Origin of the sequence: Bifidobacterium sp. A11 (assembly GCF_000499185.1) — a bacterium.
Classification (GTDB): Bacteria; Actinomycetota; Actinomycetes; order Actinomycetales; family Bifidobacteriaceae; genus Bombiscardovia; species Bombiscardovia mizhiensis.
In genome coordinates, this window is record NZ_AWUO01000001.1 from 95,674 (window position 1) to 114,493 (window position 18,820).

Annotated in this window: 18 protein-coding genes and 1 riboswitch; of the genes, 2 read left to right on the forward strand and 16 right to left on the reverse strand. The window is 56.0% G+C overall.

What is annotated here, in order from left to right:
- Nucleotide 1: 1 nt before the first annotated feature.
- The 5 genes from P273_RS0100375 to P273_RS0100395 form a co-directional block, all read right to left on the reverse strand.
- The gene (locus tag P273_RS0100375; protein WP_024626549.1) at nucleotides 2–739 is read right to left on the reverse strand and encodes an ABC transporter ATP-binding protein; all 738 of its coding nucleotides are present in this window, start codon (nucleotides 737–739) and stop codon (nucleotides 2–4) included.
- Nucleotides 732–1,946 (reverse strand): hypothetical protein, encoded by a 1,215-nt coding sequence (locus P273_RS0100380; RefSeq protein WP_024626550.1) that lies wholly within the window; start codon nucleotides 1,944–1,946, stop codon nucleotides 732–734. The genes P273_RS0100375 and P273_RS0100380 overlap by 8 nt, the downstream gene beginning before the upstream one ends.
- A gap of 73 nt (nucleotides 1,947–2,019) precedes the next feature.
- The gene (locus tag P273_RS0100385; RefSeq protein ID WP_253269544.1) at nucleotides 2,020–2,877 is read right to left on the reverse strand and encodes an ABC transporter ATP-binding protein; all 858 of its coding nucleotides are present in this window, start codon (nucleotides 2,875–2,877) and stop codon (nucleotides 2,020–2,022) included.
- Between the two features lie 34 nt (nucleotides 2,878–2,911).
- The gene (locus P273_RS0100390) at nucleotides 2,912–3,775 is read right to left on the reverse strand and encodes a hypothetical protein (protein WP_024626552.1); all 864 of its coding nucleotides are present in this window, start codon (nucleotides 3,773–3,775) and stop codon (nucleotides 2,912–2,914) included.
- Nucleotides 3,762–4,412: an RNA polymerase sigma factor gene (locus P273_RS0100395; RefSeq protein ID WP_172637223.1), complete on the reverse strand. Its 651-nt coding sequence runs from the start codon at nucleotides 4,410–4,412 to the stop codon at nucleotides 3,762–3,764. The genes P273_RS0100390 and P273_RS0100395 overlap by 14 nt, the downstream gene beginning before the upstream one ends.
- 165 nt (nucleotides 4,413–4,577) lie before the next feature.
- A riboswitch (FMN riboswitch) is annotated at nucleotides 4,578–4,712 on the forward strand.
- Nucleotides 4,713–4,717: 5 nt separating this feature from the next.
- Here P273_RS0100395 and P273_RS0100400 point away from each other — a divergent pair.
- Both P273_RS0100400 and P273_RS0100405 read left to right on the forward strand, forming a co-directional pair.
- The gene (locus P273_RS0100400) at nucleotides 4,718–5,323 is read left to right on the forward strand and encodes an ECF transporter S component (RefSeq protein ID WP_081709191.1); all 606 of its coding nucleotides are present in this window, start codon (nucleotides 4,718–4,720) and stop codon (nucleotides 5,321–5,323) included.
- Nucleotides 5,324–5,356: 33 nt separating this feature from the next.
- Nucleotides 5,357–7,789: an energy-coupling factor transporter ATPase gene (locus P273_RS0100405; protein ID WP_024626555.1), complete on the forward strand. Its 2,433-nt coding sequence runs from the start codon at nucleotides 5,357–5,359 to the stop codon at nucleotides 7,787–7,789.
- Between the two features lie 167 nt (nucleotides 7,790–7,956).
- Here the strand turns inward: P273_RS0100405 and P273_RS0100410 are convergent, their stop codons facing one another.
- The 11 genes from P273_RS0100410 to P273_RS0100460 form a co-directional block, all read right to left on the reverse strand.
- Nucleotides 7,957–9,021, reverse strand: a complete 1,065-nt coding sequence (locus P273_RS0100410; protein ID WP_024626556.1) for a Gfo/Idh/MocA family oxidoreductase — start codon at nucleotides 9,019–9,021, stop codon at nucleotides 7,957–7,959.
- Nucleotides 9,022–9,070: 49 nt separating this feature from the next.
- Nucleotides 9,071–9,973 (reverse strand): myo-inosose-2 dehydratase, encoded by a 903-nt coding sequence (iolE, locus tag P273_RS0100415; protein WP_216476346.1) that lies wholly within the window; start codon nucleotides 9,971–9,973, stop codon nucleotides 9,071–9,073.
- Nucleotides 9,974–9,999: 26 nt separating this feature from the next.
- Nucleotides 10,000–10,890, reverse strand: coding sequence for a sugar phosphate isomerase/epimerase (locus P273_RS0100420; protein ID WP_024626558.1), 891 nt, complete (start codon nucleotides 10,888–10,890; stop codon nucleotides 10,000–10,002).
- Between the two features lie 74 nt (nucleotides 10,891–10,964).
- On the reverse strand, nucleotides 10,965–11,834 hold the full coding sequence (locus P273_RS0100425; protein ID WP_024626559.1) for a sugar phosphate isomerase/epimerase family protein: 870 nt from the start codon (nucleotides 11,832–11,834) through the stop codon (nucleotides 10,965–10,967).
- Nucleotides 11,835–11,862: 28 nt separating this feature from the next.
- Entirely contained in the window at nucleotides 11,863–12,915 is a 1,053-nt protein-coding gene (locus tag P273_RS0100430) for a 3-isopropylmalate dehydrogenase (protein WP_024626560.1), read from the reverse strand.
- A gap of 118 nt (nucleotides 12,916–13,033) precedes the next feature.
- Entirely contained in the window at nucleotides 13,034–13,921 is an 888-nt protein-coding gene (gene iolB, locus P273_RS0100435) for a 5-deoxy-glucuronate isomerase (protein ID WP_024626561.1), read from the reverse strand.
- A 68-nt stretch (nucleotides 13,922–13,989) separates the two neighbouring features.
- Nucleotides 13,990–14,535, reverse strand: a complete 546-nt coding sequence (locus P273_RS0100440) for a heme-degrading domain-containing protein (protein ID WP_081709192.1) — start codon at nucleotides 14,533–14,535, stop codon at nucleotides 13,990–13,992.
- A gap of 94 nt (nucleotides 14,536–14,629) precedes the next feature.
- Nucleotides 14,630–15,415 (reverse strand): TIM barrel protein, encoded by a 786-nt coding sequence (locus P273_RS0100445; RefSeq protein WP_024626563.1) that lies wholly within the window; start codon nucleotides 15,413–15,415, stop codon nucleotides 14,630–14,632.
- A 77-nt stretch (nucleotides 15,416–15,492) separates the two neighbouring features.
- Nucleotides 15,493–16,908, reverse strand: a complete 1,416-nt coding sequence (locus tag P273_RS0100450) for a sugar porter family MFS transporter (RefSeq protein ID WP_024626564.1) — start codon at nucleotides 16,906–16,908, stop codon at nucleotides 15,493–15,495.
- A gap of 272 nt (nucleotides 16,909–17,180) precedes the next feature.
- Nucleotides 17,181–17,963 (reverse strand): IclR family transcriptional regulator, encoded by a 783-nt coding sequence (locus P273_RS0100455; protein WP_051354074.1) that lies wholly within the window; start codon nucleotides 17,961–17,963, stop codon nucleotides 17,181–17,183.
- Nucleotides 17,944–18,804 (reverse strand): IclR family transcriptional regulator, encoded by an 861-nt coding sequence (locus tag P273_RS0100460; protein ID WP_024626566.1) that lies wholly within the window; start codon nucleotides 18,802–18,804, stop codon nucleotides 17,944–17,946. Before P273_RS0100460 ends, P273_RS0100455 begins: the two co-directional genes overlap by 20 nt.
- Between the last annotated feature and the right edge of the window lie 16 nt (nucleotides 18,805–18,820).

Sequence of the window (18,820 nt, forward strand, 5' to 3'; positions counted from 1 at the left end):
ATCATCGTCCTACCCCCTGGCCGACCTGAGTCATGCTGGTCAGGTGAGTGGACAGCTGCTCGGCCGTATATCCTTGACATATCGAATGCACTGTGCCGTCCACCAAGAAGACCGTGCGCTGCGCCCAGGCCGCCACATTGGGGTCATGGGTCACCATGAGCACGGTCCGTCCGCTCTCCACCAAGGTCGAAAGGGCATCCAGAACCATTTCCGAGCTGCGCGTATCCAGTGCCCCGGTGGGCTCGTCCGCGAAAATCATATCTGGCTGGGCGACCAGCGCTCTGGCAATGGCCACGCGTTGCCTTTGACCGCCAGATATGTCAGACGGATATTGCTGCGCATACCCATCTAGACCCAAAATCTTCAAGGCCTGCAGCGATTGGGCGACACCAACTTTGGGACCGCCGAAGAGCTGGGGCAGCATGACGTTCTGCAAGCAGGTGAAGGCCTCGACCAGGTTGTAATCCTGAAAAACGAAACCGATATGGTCGCGGCGCATCCTGGTTAGGGCGGACTCCTTCATCCTGGCTATGTTCTGGCCGGCTATCTCGACCGATCCCTGCTGTACCGGCAAGAGACCTGAGGCGCAATAAAGCAAGGTGGTTTTCCCTGCTCCGGAAGGACCCATAACTGCGGTCCAAGATCCTGCCGAGCATTCCAGGCTGATTTGGTCTATTCCAGCTTCACCAGCCTTGTAGTGGAAGGACACCTCCTCCATTTTCAGTGGCAGTTCATTCATTGATCTTCCTTTCATTCAGGTCGCCTAGGCAACAAAGCCTTCTGGCCGACCACCAGCAAAGACAAAGGGTCAAAACCAGCAGTCCCAGGATTAGGTAGAGCTCAATGCCGGGCAATGGCACAATCCGAGTCACCACACTGCCAATACAGCATGGATCCACGAGAAGCCAGGCGACAAAGACATGAACGGCCAGCAACACCACCGGGACTGCAAGCAAGACCAAGCGTGTGTAGGTCCTGCAGTGCATGGAAATCCAGAGAACCAAGAGAAAAACAAGAAAGGCGGACCCCAGGCAGAGCAATACGAACACAGCCAGATACTCCCCCAAGGACCAGGTGAACCAAGGCAATGCATGTCCATCAAAAACCGGAAGATCCTGCAAACCCGCGATCTTGGGCACCCACATCAGGAATGATCCCGCTGCCACCATGAGCATCATCAGCAGGCCCGCACAGACCATAGCGAACATCTGCAGCTCAGGAAGGAATCGTCCAGTCCTTGTCGTCAGCTGCGTCTTCCGGACCCCATGGACCTGATCCTTGACAAAGCGTGGGGCCACGACAACCAAGGCTGCCAGAAGCGGGACCAGATAGACTGAAAGTCTGAAGTTGCTCTGTGTGTAGTCCAGTAATTTAGGAGCGGCCAGGCCCATGCCCGCCCTGCACTGTCCGCTTAAGTCACCAAGCCGCTTCGTCACCGATTCGGGCAGGTCGATGCCATTACTACCGCCCTTACGCAACTGTTTCTCGGCTCTTGCGGTCAGGGCTTCCCGGTTGCATCCCCGATAGGCATCCATGACATCATGGCAATGAGCAAGCCGACGATAGCTAGGCAAGGCATTGATGCGGCCGGTCAGTTTGCCCCGGTCTGTATTCAGTACTGAAGGATTTGTCCAGCGCGAGCTCTCGACCGAATCGACCAGGTCCCTGGCCGACTGATAATTCTTGACGCCCAGTTGAACAGCCTGAGGACCAAGTGCCATCAGATCTTTGGATACCACCGGTTCAAGTCTGTCAGCCTCACGCTTGAATTCAGCAATGGTGGACTGACTGACATACGGTCCGTAGCTAGCTAGGTCATGATGGGCTTCGTCAGTGGGAATTTGGTCATACATGGCTAGATTCATACAGAAAACGAATCCAAGAGACAGACTGAGCACCACCCAAAAAGGGGTACCCAGAAGGTGCCGCATCTCGTTCCTGACCACCGTCCATCTCATTGAAAACATCCCTGGCAAGGAATAAGATTGCGAGCCCGATTCGGCGGGGTATGCTGCATCGCTACTCCTCGTCCCCGTAGATCACCAGGAAGGCATCCTCCAAGTTGGCAGGAACAGCCTGGCCCTGAGACGGCGGCTCAGGTGAGTAAATTCTGAGCCGGGTCGCATCCCCATCCAGCTCGTCCTCAAGGAGCAGCTGCCCCTGCCCTAAGCGATAATCCGCAGGAACCAGGAATATTTTGTCTTCCAGCCAGCGGCTTATCTGCCTAGGGGAATGGTTGCAGCAGATCTGCCCATCCTTGAGCATGATGACCCGGTCGGCGATGGTCTCCAGGTCAGAGACGATATGAGAGGATAGGATGACGATCCGGTCGCGCGAAAGGGCATGGACCAGGTTGCGGAAGCGGACACGTTCCCCAGGGTCCAAACCAGCGGTCGGCTCGTCCAAAATCATCAGTTCCGGGTCATTGATCATGGCCTGTGCCAGTCCCACGCGCTGAATCATGCCACCAGAGAGCGTCTTCATCTTCTGCTTGCCCTGGTTTTTAAGCCCCACGGTCTCCAGGAGATCTTTCGCCAGGGGCTTGGCCCGTTTCCGGCCGATCCCCTGAAGGGCAGCTATGTAGGTCAAAAAATCCTCAGCGCTGTAGTCCGGGTAATAGCCGAATTTTTGGGGCAGATACCCTAGTAGTCCCCGATAGTCCTCGTCCATGACCATGATGTCTTGCCCGTTCCAGGTAATGCTTCCCGAATCCGGGCGAATCAGGGTGGCGATCATTTGGATCAGCGTGGTCTTGCCTGCTCCGTTAGGCGCGAGAAGCCCATGGACGCCGGTTCCAATGGAGAGGCTCAGGTCGTTGATAACCCGCTTGTTCCTGAAGCTCTTTGACACATGGTCCAAGTGCAGCACGAAACTCACCGTCCTTTCACACTAAACATGTAAGATTCCGCCCTCATGCCGTCGCCAGTCTTTTCATATGCCATGCTCGCTTTGACAGAGGTGACCCTACGCAGCGTCCATGCAGAACAAGCAGGAAGATCGTCAGAAGAACAAGGCCCGTCGCTAGGCTCAGCGCCGGCGGAATAGAGACAAGGATGGGGGCGGTGGCGAATCGAGTCAGATAAAGAATCATACCGAGCACGATCCAGAGTCCCAGAACTAGATAGATGGACAGTTCTCCATGCATATGCTCCTCTACCCAGATTTGTGCCAGGGAAAAGAGAAAGAGGGAGGAGAAGCTGATCCCCAGAAGGGTCATGGTGGACAGCCCCGGATTGGTCGTCCACGCCAGCAAGACCGTAGCCAAGGATGAAATCATCATGCTGACCATGCCGAACAGAAGCATCCTGACTGCGGCTATCTGACGGAATGACCACCTGCAGGTTCTGATCAGATTCAGGGTATTCAGATTCCGTTCCTTGAGCACTACCAAAAGGTGCACCACCAGGAAAAGAGCAGGCGAGCAGACGAATATGGGAACAACCAGACCGAAGATTCTATCGACTCTGCTGGGCCAAGCAGTCTTCATGAAGGAGCCAAAGACGGTCGTCCAAACTGCCACCGTCAGAATCAAGCCGATAAAGACGCAGTCCCAGAGGCCAAAGAGCAGATTTCTCAGGCCTAGGGAACGAACCATGGCTACAAGGGTCCAGATCAGCCCAGGACGTCTTCCCATCCCTTTGCGGACAATCGTTTTTATGGTTCGCTCGCGCATCCGGGAACTGCCGATCTGTGATTCAGCAAAATCATCGCGCTCAAGGTTGCTACCCTGAAGAGCCGCCAGAACGGGACGGATATCAGGTTCAGACCGATTCATGACCAAACTCCTTCCTCAAATTGTCCAAAAGTCGGTAATACCGAGCCTTGACCGTGTTTTCAGGCTCTCCGCAGGCCTCGGCAATCTGCGCGAACCCATAGCCGGCATACAGATGGAGACGCAAAACTTCCTGCGCCGGGACCGGGGCTTGTGAGATCTTGTCTTCAATCCGACCAACTAGGTCGTCCTTAAAGGTCTGGTCGGCGGGGTCGTCATGTTGATCGTGGCCGGATGCCACAAATACTTGTGCCTCCTGCCGCTGCCGCCTGCGATGGATCCGCCAGTAGTCAATAACCTTGTAGGTTGCGATGCGGTGGATCCAGGTACGGAAGCTGGACTTGTGCGAATCGTAGCTGCCCAAAGACCGCAGAATGGCAACAAAGGCATCCTGGGCAAGGTTCAGCGACTCCTCCTTATCGCCTACTTGAGCTCGGATGTAGGCCAGGATGTCGTCGTAGTACTTGCGAACTAGGTCATCGGCTGCGCGAAAGGATCTAGTTGTCAGTATGTTTCTGATCCATTCCAGGTCCTCTGCCTGGGATTGGCCACCATCAGCGTCTCCGTCACTGGTTTGTCTGACCAAGGCCGGATGCATAGCGTCATCCGCAGGCAGCAGATGGTCACCCATCCTCGCCATGCTCCAGCCTCCTTGCAGCATTGTGAACTTTCGACAACCTCATATTCGTTGTGCAGGCTGCAATAGTTGCATGGAAGGCGGTTTTATTTCCTTCCTGGCGTGTCTAGAAATGCACTAGCAGTGAGAAAGAATTGACCATTCCAAGGACCGCAGCTATATTGAAATCGTCAGTTTCAGGGAAGGTGAAAGTCCTTACTGGCGGTATCCGGCTGAATGCCGGGAGCCCGCGACCCGCGCAAGCGGTGGATATCGGTTCAAGTCCGAAGCCAACGGTTACAGTCCGGATGGAAGAAACGAGGCCCTCTATGAGCATGCCCAATTCTCATTCACACACCACTGCAAACAAGGACACGCGCTTCAACGATGTTCACTCCACAGGTGCAGGCGGTTCAGGACGCTGGTCGACCAAACGGATTGCGGTCTACGCGCTCTTCGTAGCACTGGCCATGGTTCTGAGCTTCTTCTCCTTCCCGATCTTTCCAGCAGCTCCCTGGCTCAAATACGACCCCTCAGGTATCGTCGTCCTGGTATGCGGCTTCGCCTTTGGCCCTGCTGCTGCAGCAATCATCTCCATTCTGGGATTCGTCCCGCACCTGTTCACCAACCCCTTCGGCGCTCTGATCTCGATGATCGTGGCCCTGGCGCTCAGTGTGCCGGCGGCATTGGTCTACCGCAAGATGCACAGCCGTAAGGGAGCAGTCATCGGGATCGTTTCCGGCGCCATTCTGGGTGTGATTGCAGCTATCCTATGCAACGTGGTGATCACCCCCTTCTACGCGCACATGTCCATGGCCAAGGTGGTCGCCATGATCGTGCCGATCCTCCTGCCCTTCAACCTGATGAAGTTCGCCATCCACGGCGTGGTCACCTTCCTGATCTACAAGCCCATCTCCACGCTGATCAACAAGTAGGCTACGGCGATTCGGCACGTCATGGCAGCATCCATGACCCAATCCACAGTCTCGGTTTCAGCGGATTCGAAGGCAACGGTCGCTCGTCTCTGCCAGGTCTCCTTCTCCTATGACGGAGGGCAGACCTGGGCCTTGGATCATCTGTCCATGGAAGTACATGCAGGTGAGCATCTGTGCATCCTAGGGGCGAATGGTTCCGGCAAATCCACCCTGGGAAGCATCCTCTCAGGTGCGACGGCACCCGACCACGGTCAGGTTGAGCTTATGGGCCGGACGGTCTGCTCCGATACCCCGGATCAGGGCCGACAGATCGACGCTGAGGCCTATCGGCAGGCACGGCGGAGCATTGGTATGGTCTTTCAAAACCCCGAAGACCAGATCGTAACCACCGTCGTCCAGGACGACGTGGCTTTCGGACCCGAGAATCTGGGCCTGCCCCGCCAAAAGATGCTCTCATGCGTGCCAGCGGCCCTGAAGCAGGTGGATCTGCAGGCGCGGATGAATGATGATCCCACCCGCATGTCTGGCGGACAGCAGCAACGACTGGCCCTGGCCGGCAGCCTGGCCATGAATCCAGGCATGATGGTGCTGGACGAACCTGGCGCCATGCTCGATGCGGCCGGCCGGAAGGAGATTCAATCAATCCTCTGCCGACTGACAGCCCAGGGCACAGCTGTCGTCCATATCACCCATCTGCTTGAACAGGCCAGACAGGCTGATCGAGTCCTCGTGCTTGACCATGGACGCATCGTGGCCTCCGGAAGACCCGATCAGATCCTGACCAGGCAGGATCTGCCTGCCCTTGTTGGCGAACCTGACCAAAATCGACCGACCCAAAACGGGGCATCAGATACGGATACGAAGACCGCAGTCGATGACCACGCCGTTCCCATGGTCAAGTTGTCGGATGTCTCTTACAGTTTTCCGGATGCCGACAGCAAAGCCCTCAGCCAGGTGAATCTGGAGCTGGCGGCAGGACAGACCCTGGCCATTATCGGGCGCAACGGATCCGGCAAGTCCACCCTGGCCAGACTCATCTGTGCCCTGGCCGCTCCCGACAGCGGATCCATCCAGGTGGCCGGCCTTCCCCTGGCCGGGCCCGACAGACCCAAGGCCAAGCATCTGCGACGCCAGAATCTGAAGCTTCTGCGCCAAAGGGTCGGCTATGTCATGCAATACCCCGAACATCAGCTTTTTGCGGATACCGTAGCCCAGGACATCGCCTATGGTCCGCACAACCTGGGCTATGGACCCGAGCAGGTGCAGCAGCGGGTGGATGATGCCATGGAGCTTCTGGGCATCAGTGATCTGGCCGACCGCTCCCCCTTCGAGCTCTCGGGGGGTCAGCGTCGCTTGGTAGCGATTGCCGGAGTCGTGGCCTGCAGCCCTCAACTGCTGGTTTTGGACGAGGCCACCGCCAGTCTGGATCCCCAGGCCTGCGCAGGCATCATACGGCTACTTCGAGTGCTCCACCAGCGTGGAGTCACTATCGTCATGAGCACTCACGCCGATCGGGAGGCCCTGGATCTGGCCGATCAGGCCCTGCTACTGGAGCATGGAAAAACGTTAGCCTATGGGCCTACTGCTGAAGTAGAGGAGCGCTACCACCAACTACTCGCAACAGAGGCAACGCGGAAGGAAGTCGCTGGTAAGGAAACTATCAGGAAGAAAGCGGATCACACTCAAGCCGACCAGAAACCCCTATCCTTGTTGGCGAGGTTGGACCCACGAGCCAAGCTGGTGACCTTCCTCCTAGCCATGTTCACCGCATTCGCCATCTCCACACCAGCGCAACTTGTTCTGGCACTGGTGGTCACTGTCGGTCTCTTTGCCGCCGCCCGGGCCCCACTGCGTTCCATTATGAACTCGGTCAAGGGTTTCCTGGCCCTCATGCTTCTGCTGGCCCTGTTCAATCTTTTAGTCACACAAACAGGCCGCAGACTGGCTGCCTGGGGTCCATTCGTGCTGACTACCGGCGGCATCTGGGTGGCTGTACTCTACGCCTGCCGCTTCATGCTGATCATCTTCCTGGGAGCGCTCCTAGTGGAGACCACCACCCCGACACAGATGACCGATGCCTGTGAATCCCTGATGAGCCCGCTGTCCAGGCTGGGCATCCACACCAATGAGATCGCCCTGGTCCTCTCACTGGCTCTGCGTTTCATCCCCACCCTTGGACGTGAAGTTCAGGCCATCGTGGAAGCCCAGGCCGCCCGCGGCGGATCCATCGAGTCCGGCTCGCTCTCGCAACGCCTGCATGCGGCCATAGCCATCACGGTTCCCGTCTTCGCCGGAGCCCTTCGCCACGCTGACAACCTGAGCCGAGCCTTGGATGCCCGCTGCTATGAGGGCAGTCGTCAAGAGCGCACCCACTACCGCCTGCTGCAACTTGGCAGGATGGACATCCTGTTCATCACTCTCATGGCCCTCTATCTGCTGGCCCTATTGCTGCATCCCCTGTTCTGAGCAGTCCAGCCTCGCAAGCAGAAGCACATGCCGTGGTTCCTGACTCTGCTAACCAGACAATTTCGCCGCCGAACAGATTGGGTCCCCGCTGATCAGCCATCTATGCGATCAACGGGGACCTAACCTGTTATCAGTAAGCTCGAGGGCAAGTATTGAATACATCTACCTCAATCCTGGATGATCCTCCTCTCCTTACTGGAGAGCATGGCCTGGTCTAAGAGTTCCAGAACATGGACGCTGCCAGCCAGGGGAACCGGGTTGTCAGCCTTGCCCTGGAGGAAGTCACGCCAACCTTCGTAGAATGCCGGCTGCCAGCCATGTACGGCAGGGAGTATATGCTCCTCACCCTCTCTGTCGATATAGCAGGCGGTGGGGTCGGACATGACACCAAAGTGCGGGTCGTCAATCCGCATGCCCGCCTTGAGCTGGTCCTCCTCAGGGTCCTGATCATTGATCTGCAAGGATCCCAGTGTTCCCTGAATTGTCAGTCGGGGTTGCTTGGTGGATTGCACCAGGCCACCGACAATATGCGAGATAATGCCCTGCTGATGGGTGGCAGCGATGAAGAAATCATCAGGCACAACTGCACCTTCTCTCTGTGTGGACACTTCACCATAGATCGAGGTGACCGGGCCAAAAAGCTGCACGACCTGATCCAGGATGTGAGCGCCAAGATCGAAGAGCGCTCCTCTGGGCTGGTCATGCGTCTTCTGCTCGCGCCAGCCGGTTTCCACACTGGGGCGGAAAGAACCATACCTGGATTCGACACGTATGATACGGCCCAGGTCCAATTCCTTCAGGTATTTGCTGGCTGTCAGAATTTCTGCATCATAGCGTCGATTCTGGAAGGCCGCTGCAGGTGTACCGGTAGCCTGTGCCACATCAAGGATCTTGTTCGCCTCCTGACTGGAGCCGGCCACTGGCTTGTCAATGACCACAGGCTTGCCGGCCTGCATGACCCGGGTGGCAAACTCCAGGTGGGTATCGTCGGGGGTGCCTATGCTGACCGCATCATAACGATCGATGTCCTTGAAAAAATCCTCGTTACTGTCATAGACCCGGGCCCGCGGGTAGAGCTGGTGAACCTGGGCTGTAGCTCGTTCGTTATGCGTCACTACAGCCGACAGTTCCAGTCCCTCAGTCTGATCGATCATGTTGGCATGAAAGACCCGCCCCACAAAGCCAAAGCCTATGAGGGCAATCTTGAGATTGTGATTTTGCTCTTGTCCCATTATTTACTCCTTCCACACCCTCCCATGATTGCCATGAGGCAGAAGGGACTTATACACCGAGATGCTCTCGTAAGTACCGTCGCGCAGTAAGGGCGCTCTTCAGCGGGTCAGCCTTGGCTGGGTCCTGCTCGGCCTCCACCATGAACCAGCCATGGTAACCCTCATCAAGCAGGGGCTGGAGAACCTTCTTGAAGTCGGTGACCCCATCCCCCGGCACGGTGAACACACCCTCCAGGATGGCCTGGAGGAAGCTCAGCTTCTCGTCCTTGACCCGCTGGAGGACATCAGGCCGGATATCCTTCAGGTGGACGTGCCCGACTCTCGAAGCGTAGCGCTTCACGATATCGACCGGATCCTCCCCCGAAAAGAGCAGGTGGCCCACGTCGACCAGGAGCTTTACCTTGTCAGGGTCAGTCCCTTCCATTAGGCGGTCAATCTCACTGGTGGTCTGCACACCCGTACCCATATGGTGGTGGTAGGAGATTTCCATACCGACGTCATGGGCCAGATCTCCGAATCGGTCAAGGCCACGGATCAGTTGATCCCATTGCTGACTGGTATATTCAGGCTTGCCATCGAAGATCGGTGTATGCATTTGGCCCTGAATGGTATTGCCCTGTTCAGCGACATTGATCATCTTGGCACCCAGGGCGTGCATGTAGTCGCGGAAGGCGATGAAACTGCGCTCGTTCTCCTCCCAGGTTTGCGTAGTCAGATAGGCGCCGAACCATGCACTGGCAATGCAGATCCCCCGCATCTGAAGCTGCTCCTTCAAGACCTCGGGATCCTTGGGGTACTTGTTGCCAATCTCTGTGCCCTCAAATCCAGCCAGAGCAACTTCGCTCAAGATCTGCTGGTAGGGTGTTTCAGCACCCAGCTCGGGCATGTCGTCATTGGTCCAACTGATTGGAGCCATGCCCACGCGAATTGCTGCATTCTTGTTTGTCATCATGTCACCTAATCATCCGTTTGCTGAGGCTACTTGATCATGATGGTCAGCAGGTTTTTCATGGTCTGAGCCACCATGCCCATTTCATGCTCGTTGGCCCTGTCGGAAAACATCTCGGAGCAGTACCAGCCGTCATAACCTGTGGCCTTGATCGCATCAATCCACTCCTGCAGGGGGATGCACCCGCCACCATTGACCACATTGCGGTGCACATCCTGGTTGGGGACCTCCCGGCCCCTGTCGATTTCCAGCCCGTCAGAGACATGGACAGCGGTGATGATCTCCGGTGGTATCTTGGCTACGTCCTCCAGGGTGTCACCGGCAGTCCAGAAGTGCCAGGTATCCACGGTGATGCCGAAGTTGTCCCGGTTGACCTTATCGACAATTTGCAGCAGCTGAGAGCACCGGCTGATCGGAGCCCAGCAGAGAGGCTCCAGATAGATGCCCAGCCCGTACTGCTTGGCGATGTCGCAGGCCAGCTGAACGTTATGCGCTGTTACATCAATGGCTTCCTGCTCACTCAAACCTAGGGGGCCCCGCCAACGCGGATCATCTGCAGCCAGTTTGCCCGCCTTGTAATCCATGACCACGTTCCAATCCACCGGATCCGTGCACATCTGGACGGCCGGAGCGCCGATGACCTGAGCTATCTGGCACATCCTTTCAACCTCTTTGAGGTACTCTGCCCGGTCTTCTTCTGACCGCCTCGTGATTGCCTGAATAGCCCCCAGACCGCTGACCGGGAAACCATCCAGGATCTCAGCTGCATCCTGGGCAGTATATCCCTGATCGAGAAAACGGTAAAGCTTGGGGCTTTGCATCTCTATCCCGTCGAAACCAGCCTCCTTGGCAAAGCGTACGTCATCATAGACATTGCCGTAGAAGGTGGTAGTTACGTTCATTGATAATCTTGCCATCATTGACTCCTTTGTTGTGGTGGCTCGGCGCAGGCTTTTTCCTGCAACCGTTAGGTTTCCATTGAGTTCCTGGAAACCTACGCTTCTTGGATTAATTGTTCGATAGTCTGACGTTGATACACGGAAGTATCATGGGCGGTCTCATCCTCGGCGAAGACGTTGGAGACGATCAGGGAATCCTCCCTGTCCAGAAAACCGTTGGTCTTAAGTGCCTGGAAGAGATCCTTGAAATCCACATCCCCGTCACCCACCTTCAGATGCTGGTGAACCCGTGCATTGGTCCCTGGAGGATTGGAGATATAGCGCAGGCCGTGTGAACGCTTGTGATCATAGGCATCGGAGATGTAGACCGAACGCAGCTTGGTAGATTCTGCCTGAGTGATCTCATGCACAGCGTTTCCGTAGTGGAAGGTGTGCGAGGATACGTAGACGGAACCGACCAGGTTTGAGTTGAGTCCGCGCAGTACACGATGCGCATCCATGCCATTTTCCACAAAGTCATATGGATGGGGGTCAAAGTTGATGACCATGCCCTCACGCTCAAGCAAAGGCAGGATCTCTTCCATGGTCGAGTAGAAACCGGCCTCCGACTCCTCATAGCGTTCAGGGATGCCGCTGAACTCGCTATTGATGGTGTGGATGCCCAAGATGGCTGCAATCTCGATTGCCCGCTTCCAGTTGCGCACAGCCCACTGCCTTTCCCGCTCATCCGGCCAAGAGGTCCGGTAGACGGGCAGGAGGGAAACCAGTTCAACGCCGGCATTCTTGCAGGCCTTAGCCAGCTCGTGGACCAACTCGTCGTCAGCCTTGGGGTGGGTATAGAAGGGCAGGAAGTCATCATGCGGGGCCAGCTGCATGTACCGGTAGCCTGCATCAGCCACGGCCTGTGGCAGTTCCAGCAGCTTGTAATCGTGATAGAAGGGGGTGGGGTCAAGTGCAATCTTCATAAAGTATCAGCTTCTTCCTTTTGCCCGCTTACAGACGGGCGATAATATCCTGAGCGACTTCTTGCGTGGATCTTGACCTGCTTGCATTGGCAGCAACGTCTTCTTCGACTGCCCGCTGGATGCGTTGAGCAGCCTGGTCATACCCGAAGTGCTCCAGCAGCATGGCTCCAGACAGAATCGAGGCTGTCGGATTGGCGATCCCCTTACCAGCAATATCAGGAGCTGAACCATGAATGGGTTCGAACATTGAAGGGTGTTCGTCAGTGACGTTGATGTTGGCCGAGGCCGAGTATCCAATGCCGCCTACCACGGCCCCCGCTTCATCAGTGAGCACATCGCCAAAGAGGTTGTCAGTGACAATGACGTCAAATCGTGAAGGATCCGTCACCAGAAAGATTGTGCAGGCGTCCGCATGCAGGTAGTCCCAGGTCACATCGGGATAATCCTGCGCTACCTTATCCATAATATCCAGCCAGAGGGCACCGGCATGGGGCAGGACATTAGTCTTGTTGACCATGGTCACGTTGCGCTTGCCCCCACGCTTACGTGCCAAATCAAAGGCATAACGTACCGCTCGCTCGACGCCAAAAGCCGTGTTGAGGGAGGTCTCGGTCGCAATGGCCTGGTCAGTGCCCCGACGAATGTATCCTCCCATTCCTGAGTAGAGGCCTTCAGTCCCCTCTCTAACCACAGCGAAGTCGATCTGACCTGGATTCTTCAGCGGCGAGCTCACACCTGGATAGAGTTTGGTCGGTCTGAGATTGACGGCCTGGTCAAAGCTGAACCGGAGTTTGAGCAGGAGGCCACGCTCCAGAATCCCTGAACGTACTCGGGGGTCGCCCACAGCCCCAAGCAGGATGGCATCCTGCTGCCCGATGGATTCCAGGTCCTCATCATTGAGCAGGGTACCGTCGCGCAGGTAGCGCTCAGCCCCCAGGTCATAGTCCACGTAATTCAGCCTTACCTGGTCGCCCACGGCCTTGCCCATAACTGCCTGAGTCTGCGGGGTAACCTCCCTGCCGATGCCGTCTCCAGGGATAACCGCTATATTGATTGTCTTCTGTACGTCACTGTCTGCCATATCCTCAACCTACCATTATCATTTTCTAATGTACATAATCAATATTTGTAAGTAAAATATGAGAATTCCTGATAATTGAATAATAGTATTCCGAATATCAGATTTATAATCTCATAATTTACTGTTGTCCCTCCATCGGCAGACGTGGGTCAAGAGGGAGTGCTTCTACGGCCTGGTAGATCCAGTTCTGTCCGGGGTCAATGGTGACCTTCCAGTCACGCTCTCCTCCTCCAGCCATGACATTAAGATAGTAGAGGTCGAAGCCAGGGGCGGCAATAGAGGGGCCATGCCAGCCGTACGGTATCAGGACTGTGTCACCCGACTGGATCTGAGTGAGGATATCAAGCGGCCTGTCATCTGAGGCAGACGCACCCTGATAGCCAAAGGGCCTGACCCCCTCTGGAGCCCCCGGCAGGGGCTGCATGTCGAAGTAGTAGATTTCCTCCAGAGCTGTCTCATTCGGACCGGCCTGATCATGCTTATGCACCGGGTAGGAGGACCAGGATCCGCTCGGGGTAATGACCTCACAGACCAGAAGGCGTTCGGCCTGGATATTATCCATCATTCCGAAGTTCCTGGCCTGGCGCGAGATAGGCCCATTGCCGCGCAGGGCGATGTCGACATCCTGCGCTGGAACAAGCTGGTCCGGAAAATGGATTGTGGCAGGGGCCGAGGCAACTGCCACCCGGCCAGCCTGGACTGCCCGAATGGTTAATGGGCTGTCACAGCCGATATAGACCGTATCTGTGGGGGCGCAAAATACATCATGACGACCACGAAGGTGATAGGTACCCCTGGGAGAGGTCACATCATAGGAGCCGCTCAGAGGCACCACCATGCGTTCCCAGGCTCCGGCAGGAAGACTCACCTGCTCCCCCTGGTTCAGCCTAGCGACCTGCAGCCCCGCATATTGCCAGCCCGGCACTGCCTGGCTGTCCTGGGCACCCAGAGAAACTTCCCAGTTCCCCTGTGATGCGCTCCCCTTTGGATATACCCATCGCGTCATGTTCATTCCTCCATTGTCTTTCCGCCTATATCGGCTGTGTATTTGACTCCTGCCTGGCCTGCCCGGTCCTACTGGGCTGAGACGAACTCCTTCAAGGTGGCCGTGACCAGGGAATGGTCATAGATCGAGGGCAGCCCCGAGACTGCTGTAACTCCAAACACCAGACCGCTGGGCAAAAGAAGCGGGAAGGCTCCGCCATGAGCCGCAAAGTCGTGCGTATTCCTTCGTGAGCTCACGTCAAAATCCTCCTCCTTCTGCTGGTAGTCGGTGCCCACATAGAGTGAGGCATGGCCGTAGGCAAGCACTACATTGCCCTTGCGCTCGGCCCAGGCATCGTTGTCTTCTGCAGCTCCTGGAACGGCCGCATGAAAAGCCCTTTGCAAACCCAAACGAACATCGATGGCAACCGGCAGCTGAAGACGATGGGCTGCAGCGTAGATGGCACTGCCTACCTCCCAGGCATCATCAACGCTAAAGTCACTGAATCGCAGTTCCTTTTCCTGAGACTCGATAAACTGTTTACGCTCGGCGAGCTTGCCCTCGTTGGCATCGAATATTGCCTTGTACTCGTTATACCTTTTCACTACGGCATCGACAGAGATCTGTTTCATCATTACTCCTTTGTATTTATATAGGTTGTATTCCAATCCTTATTGGAATTCTGAAAATTTACATTGTGCAATTCGAGGCCTACTGCTTGTAAGACCTTCAATCCCTACACTGGGCAAAGGCCCGTCCAAAGGCTTGCAGGGCCTTATCACTATCGCCCGATGCATACCCCTCCATTCCGATCGGGCCAGTGAAATCTGTCTCGTTGACGGCTGCCGCTACCTGTTCCCAGCGCACCTCTCCTGTGCCCGGCTCGCACCGGCCAGGGACATCGGCCGCCTGGAGCTCACCGATATAGGTGTTGGCCTCCTTGACGGTCTCGATGAGGTGGCCTTCATCCTCCTGGGCATGGTAGAGGTCCAGCATCAGTTTGAGGTTGGGGCTGTCGACGCGCTTGACCAGGGTCAGCGTTTCATAGCTATGGCAGAAGGGGACATGCGGATGATCAACCCTCGAGTTGAGATTTTCCAGCAGGTAGGTCACCTGATTCTTCTGGCCCAGCTCGGCGAATCTCGACAGGGTGTCATAGGCGTTGAGCCACATATCCGGGGTGACCCGATCAATCCACTTGGCCGCCTTGCCATCGACCAGCTCAGCACCGTGGATTATGAGCTTGTCAATGCCCAGATCCTTCAATTCCGGCAGGATCTCTTTAGCAGTCCGCAGCATCTCCTCACTGTCATCCGCATAGGCAAGATTGCCATGCACATAGCCCTGAGCACAGTTGATGGGCACCCCGGTGGCCTTCAGCTTGTTCAGGTCATGACTGTAGTGGGTCCAGATATCTACCCCGAAGCCCATCTGGTCGATACGCTTGATTCTCTCCTCGATAGGAAGATCCAGATAGACCATTTCAGCGCAAATCGTCAATTGATTGTGTGCCATCGAACTATTCCTTTCCATATGACTGCCCACCGGCCGGCAGACGGTCCTGTTCATTTAGAGTGCTTTTAGGCTTCAAGTTATGCCGTACGAGCCCTGGCCTCCTGTTCAATCTGTTCCAGACTCTTCCCTCTCGTCTCGGGGATGAAGGCCTTGGTAAAGAAGATGGCTCCTACATTGATGACCGCAAAGATGAAGAAGGTGACCGCTCCCCCGACCGCGTTGAGCAGGGGCAGGAAGAGAAGGGAGATGATAAAGTTCGCCGCATTGATGGCCACATTGGCATATCCCACGCCCTTGCCCCGGACCTTTGCCGGAAATACCTCGGCAATGAGCAGCCAGGTAACCGGCGAGACCAAGCCTTGGGCGAAGGCGAGGTCGAACATGACCAGACCTATCAGGAGCCAGGACATGCTAGTGGAGGGGTGGTTGGGGTCGATAAAGAGATAGCAGACCCCCACTAAGGCCAGGAAGACAGAGACCCCGCCCAGACCGACCATCAGTGCAGTCCGGCGGTTTATCTTATCGATAAAACCAAGGCCACCGATAACGGCAGCAACAGACGAAACGATCATGACCGGCACCATGGCGATAATCGAGTTATCAGGATCGATGCCCAATGTTGAAGAAAACATAGTAGGAGCGAAGAAGTTGATGGCGTTGGAGCCAACCAGCTGGTTGATAAGAGCTGCCCCAACTCCTGCTATCAAGACCCTGCGCAGCCAAGGGGTAGAGAAATTCTCCTTGGCCCCCTCGTTCTCACTCTTTTCTGATGCCTGGAAGGAGGTGAAAGTCTCCTCCGCCTCAGACTTTGGACGAGTTTCCAGCAGGAGCTTGACCGCCTCGGTTTCCATGCCATGCCTGGCGAGGAAACTCGGCGTTTCATGGACAAAAACGGCGGTTATAACCAGTAGGACCGCAGGAACCACAGCCGCCCAAACCATGGCATGCCAGTCTGCCTTGACTGCCAGGACAGCATTGACCAGAGAGGCGAGCAGCTGGGAAATGTTGATCATGACCGAATTGACCGAAACCAGCCGGCCCCGCTGTGCAGATGGTGCCATCTCACCCAGATATATGGGAATCACACAGGATGTCGTTCCCACCGCGAATCCTACGACCATCCGAGAGAAGGCAAAGAAGGCGATGTTGGTTGCCAGGGCGCACATGATCGCCCCGACCACAGCCAGGAGGGCCCCATAGAGGATCAGTCGCTTGCGCCCCAGGTGGTCTGCCAGGTTGCCGCCACAGAAGGAACCAACTGCACACCCAAGGAGCATGACCGCAGTGATAATGCTCTGGTTCCAGGCGCTGAGCTGATTACTGGACCCGTCAAAATTCATCGTTACGAGTGCCCCAGACAGGAAGGTTAGCGTATAGCCGTACAGTCCCCCGCCGAAAATCCCCACCACGACCATCATGGTGACATAGCGTTTTCGGTTACGGGCCAAGGCTTCGACATCCATGTCTTGGGAGGCCTCTTGAAATGTTCCCATGTTTATTCCTGCTTCCCATTAACACCAAATTTGACACCGTTATCAAATTACGGTCAACATGTTCAGTATACGAAATAAACTGCAAAAAAGAAAATCAAAAAGACAAAAAACTTATGTTTTTTCAGAAAACTATCCGAAAATCAGAAATATTGCCTGGATAATGAGCTGACTGGAGAGTGTTTTATCGCTAGAACTTACAGTCAGAAGCCCAAGCGGACCTTCCAGTTCTGCCGCCCCCGTCAGGACTGGACACCAGACCCGAAAAAATGGGATTAGGTTTCCGAAATCTGACCCGGTCCTAAGCGATCAACATAGGCCCTGAGCTGCCCTGCCAACTCTTCGCAGCGTGGCATCATCGCATCCACAAATCCACCAGTTGATAGCGCCCCCACCACCCTGCCATCCTGTTGAGAAAAAATAGGGACGCCGATTGAGGCCACACCGATGGTGATGTCCTCATTGGAAATGGCGAATCCTCTCTCCCGAGTCTGCTTGATATCCGTACGCAGAGCGCTAGAAGTGACCAATGAGTTCTCGTTATACCCCGCAAAAGGTGCCTGCCTCAGGTAATCATTCTGAATCTGCTCATCGGAATAAGCCAGACAAACCCGGCCTGCAGCACCGGCGAAGAAGGGCAAGGTACCACCCGGCCGCAGGATCAGCGCGTCGATGCTGGGCCCCTGTGCGCATTCCACACAGACGGTTTCGAAACCACTGATGACGGTCAGGAAGGTAGTCTGTCCGGTAAGAGTTGTCACCTCAGCCAAGAGTTCATTGGCATTAGGCCATTCAGTCAAGGAACTGCGCGCCACATCGGAGAGATTGAGCCAGCTTAAACTCAGTGAATAGGTATCATCCTGGTTGGCCTTGACCAGGCCGACTTGGACCAGTCCATCCAGGATCCTATAGGCGGAAGAGCGGGGAATTCCAGAGACAGCCGCCACTTCTGCAGGACCGATACCGTTGTTGTCAGCTAGGACATCGATGATCTTTCCAGCCTTGGACAGGGCTCCGGTCGGCTCCTGATTGCTGGTCTTACTGCTCGTGCTTACCATCGAATCTTCCCTCTTCGCCATCAACCACGTAGCCCAGTCCCTGCGATATCTGCCTGGCAGCTTGGAGCAGATTGGTCACTTCGCACAGATCGGCGCCTGATTCGACCAATGCCCTGCTGGATCGAGACAGTCCGCTATAGCAGGCCGCGGCCTTAATGTGGCCAGCATGGTCGAAGATCGGGGCGGCTAGAGTGAGCGCCCCCGGTACTGTCCGGTCGACATCGTATGCGTACCCTCGCTGAGTGACCTTTTCAGCCATCTGCACCGAGCGCTCCCTGAAGGTAGACAACAATCCACCCAAGTCAGCGTTGTAGCGATAGTGTTCAATCAGACGCTCAAAACGCGCTTGATCCAGAAAGGCCAAAAGGACGTTGGAGGGGGCGCCCAGACTGATCGGCAACGAATAGCCAATCTGAGGCGAGCGCAGTCGACTCTGCCCCAGGAAGGTCATCTGCACACAGACCGAGCGCACATTGTGGCGGACGAAAAGACTCCAGCTGCCGTTTGAACCCTCCTGCCTCTTGAAGACGTGCCTGGCAATGCTTTGCACATCCAGCCTTGCCTCAATACGCCCACCAATGCGCACACAGGCGATACCCAAACGGTATTCGCCGCGATGTAGGCCATGATCCACCCAACCCAAGGTCACGAGATTGGAGAGCAGGCGGTAGGTGGAGCTGGCAGGCTCATGCACATAAGCGCTGATCTCATGGATGCTGGAGGGGCCAAGCTCTTCCAAGGCGTCCAGGACTGCCTTGGCCTTGGTCAGGGTGCCAACGCTATGCCCTGAGTCAGATCCGGTACCCTGCCGCATGGCACCCTCCTTCTTGTCCTTGATCAACAGTCCTTGCCCATTG

Coding starts and splice junctions, on each gene's coding strand:
- P273_RS0100375 (WP_024626549.1), bottom strand. CDS start 739: ATGAATGAACTGCCACTGAAAATGGAGGAGGTGTCCTTCCACTACAAG.
- P273_RS0100390 (WP_024626552.1), bottom strand. CDS start 3,775: ATGAATCGGTCTGAACCTGATATCCGTCCCGTTCTGGCGGCTCTTCAG.
- P273_RS0100395 (WP_172637223.1), bottom strand. CDS start 4,412: ATGGCGAGGATGGGTGACCATCTGCTGCCTGCGGATGACGCTATGCAT.
- P273_RS0100400 (WP_081709191.1), top strand. CDS start 4,718: ATGAGCATGCCCAATTCTCATTCACACACCACTGCAAACAAGGACACG.
- P273_RS0100405 (WP_024626555.1), top strand. CDS start 5,357: ATGACCCAATCCACAGTCTCGGTTTCAGCGGATTCGAAGGCAACGGTC.
- P273_RS0100410 (WP_024626556.1), bottom strand. CDS start 9,021: ATGGGACAAGAGCAAAATCACAATCTCAAGATTGCCCTCATAGGCTTT.
- iolE (WP_216476346.1), bottom strand. CDS start 9,973: ATGATGACAAACAAGAATGCAGCAATTCGCGTGGGCATGGCTCCAATC.
- P273_RS0100420 (WP_024626558.1), bottom strand. CDS start 10,890: ATGATGGCAAGATTATCAATGAACGTAACTACCACCTTCTACGGCAAT.
- P273_RS0100425 (WP_024626559.1), bottom strand. CDS start 11,834: ATGAAGATTGCACTTGACCCCACCCCCTTCTATCACGATTACAAGCTG.
- P273_RS0100430 (WP_024626560.1), bottom strand. CDS start 12,915: ATGGCAGACAGTGACGTACAGAAGACAATCAATATAGCGGTTATCCCT.
- iolB (WP_024626561.1), bottom strand. CDS start 13,921: ATGACGCGATGGGTATATCCAAAGGGGAGCGCATCACAGGGGAACTGG.
- P273_RS0100440 (WP_081709192.1), bottom strand. CDS start 14,535: ATGATGAAACAGATCTCTGTCGATGCCGTAGTGAAAAGGTATAACGAG.
- P273_RS0100445 (WP_024626563.1), bottom strand. CDS start 15,415: ATGGCACACAATCAATTGACGATTTGCGCTGAAATGGTCTATCTGGAT.
- P273_RS0100450 (WP_024626564.1), bottom strand. CDS start 16,908: ATGGGAACATTTCAAGAGGCCTCCCAAGACATGGATGTCGAAGCCTTG.
- P273_RS0100455 (WP_051354074.1), bottom strand. CDS start 17,963: ATGGTAAGCACGAGCAGTAAGACCAGCAATCAGGAGCCGACCGGAGCC.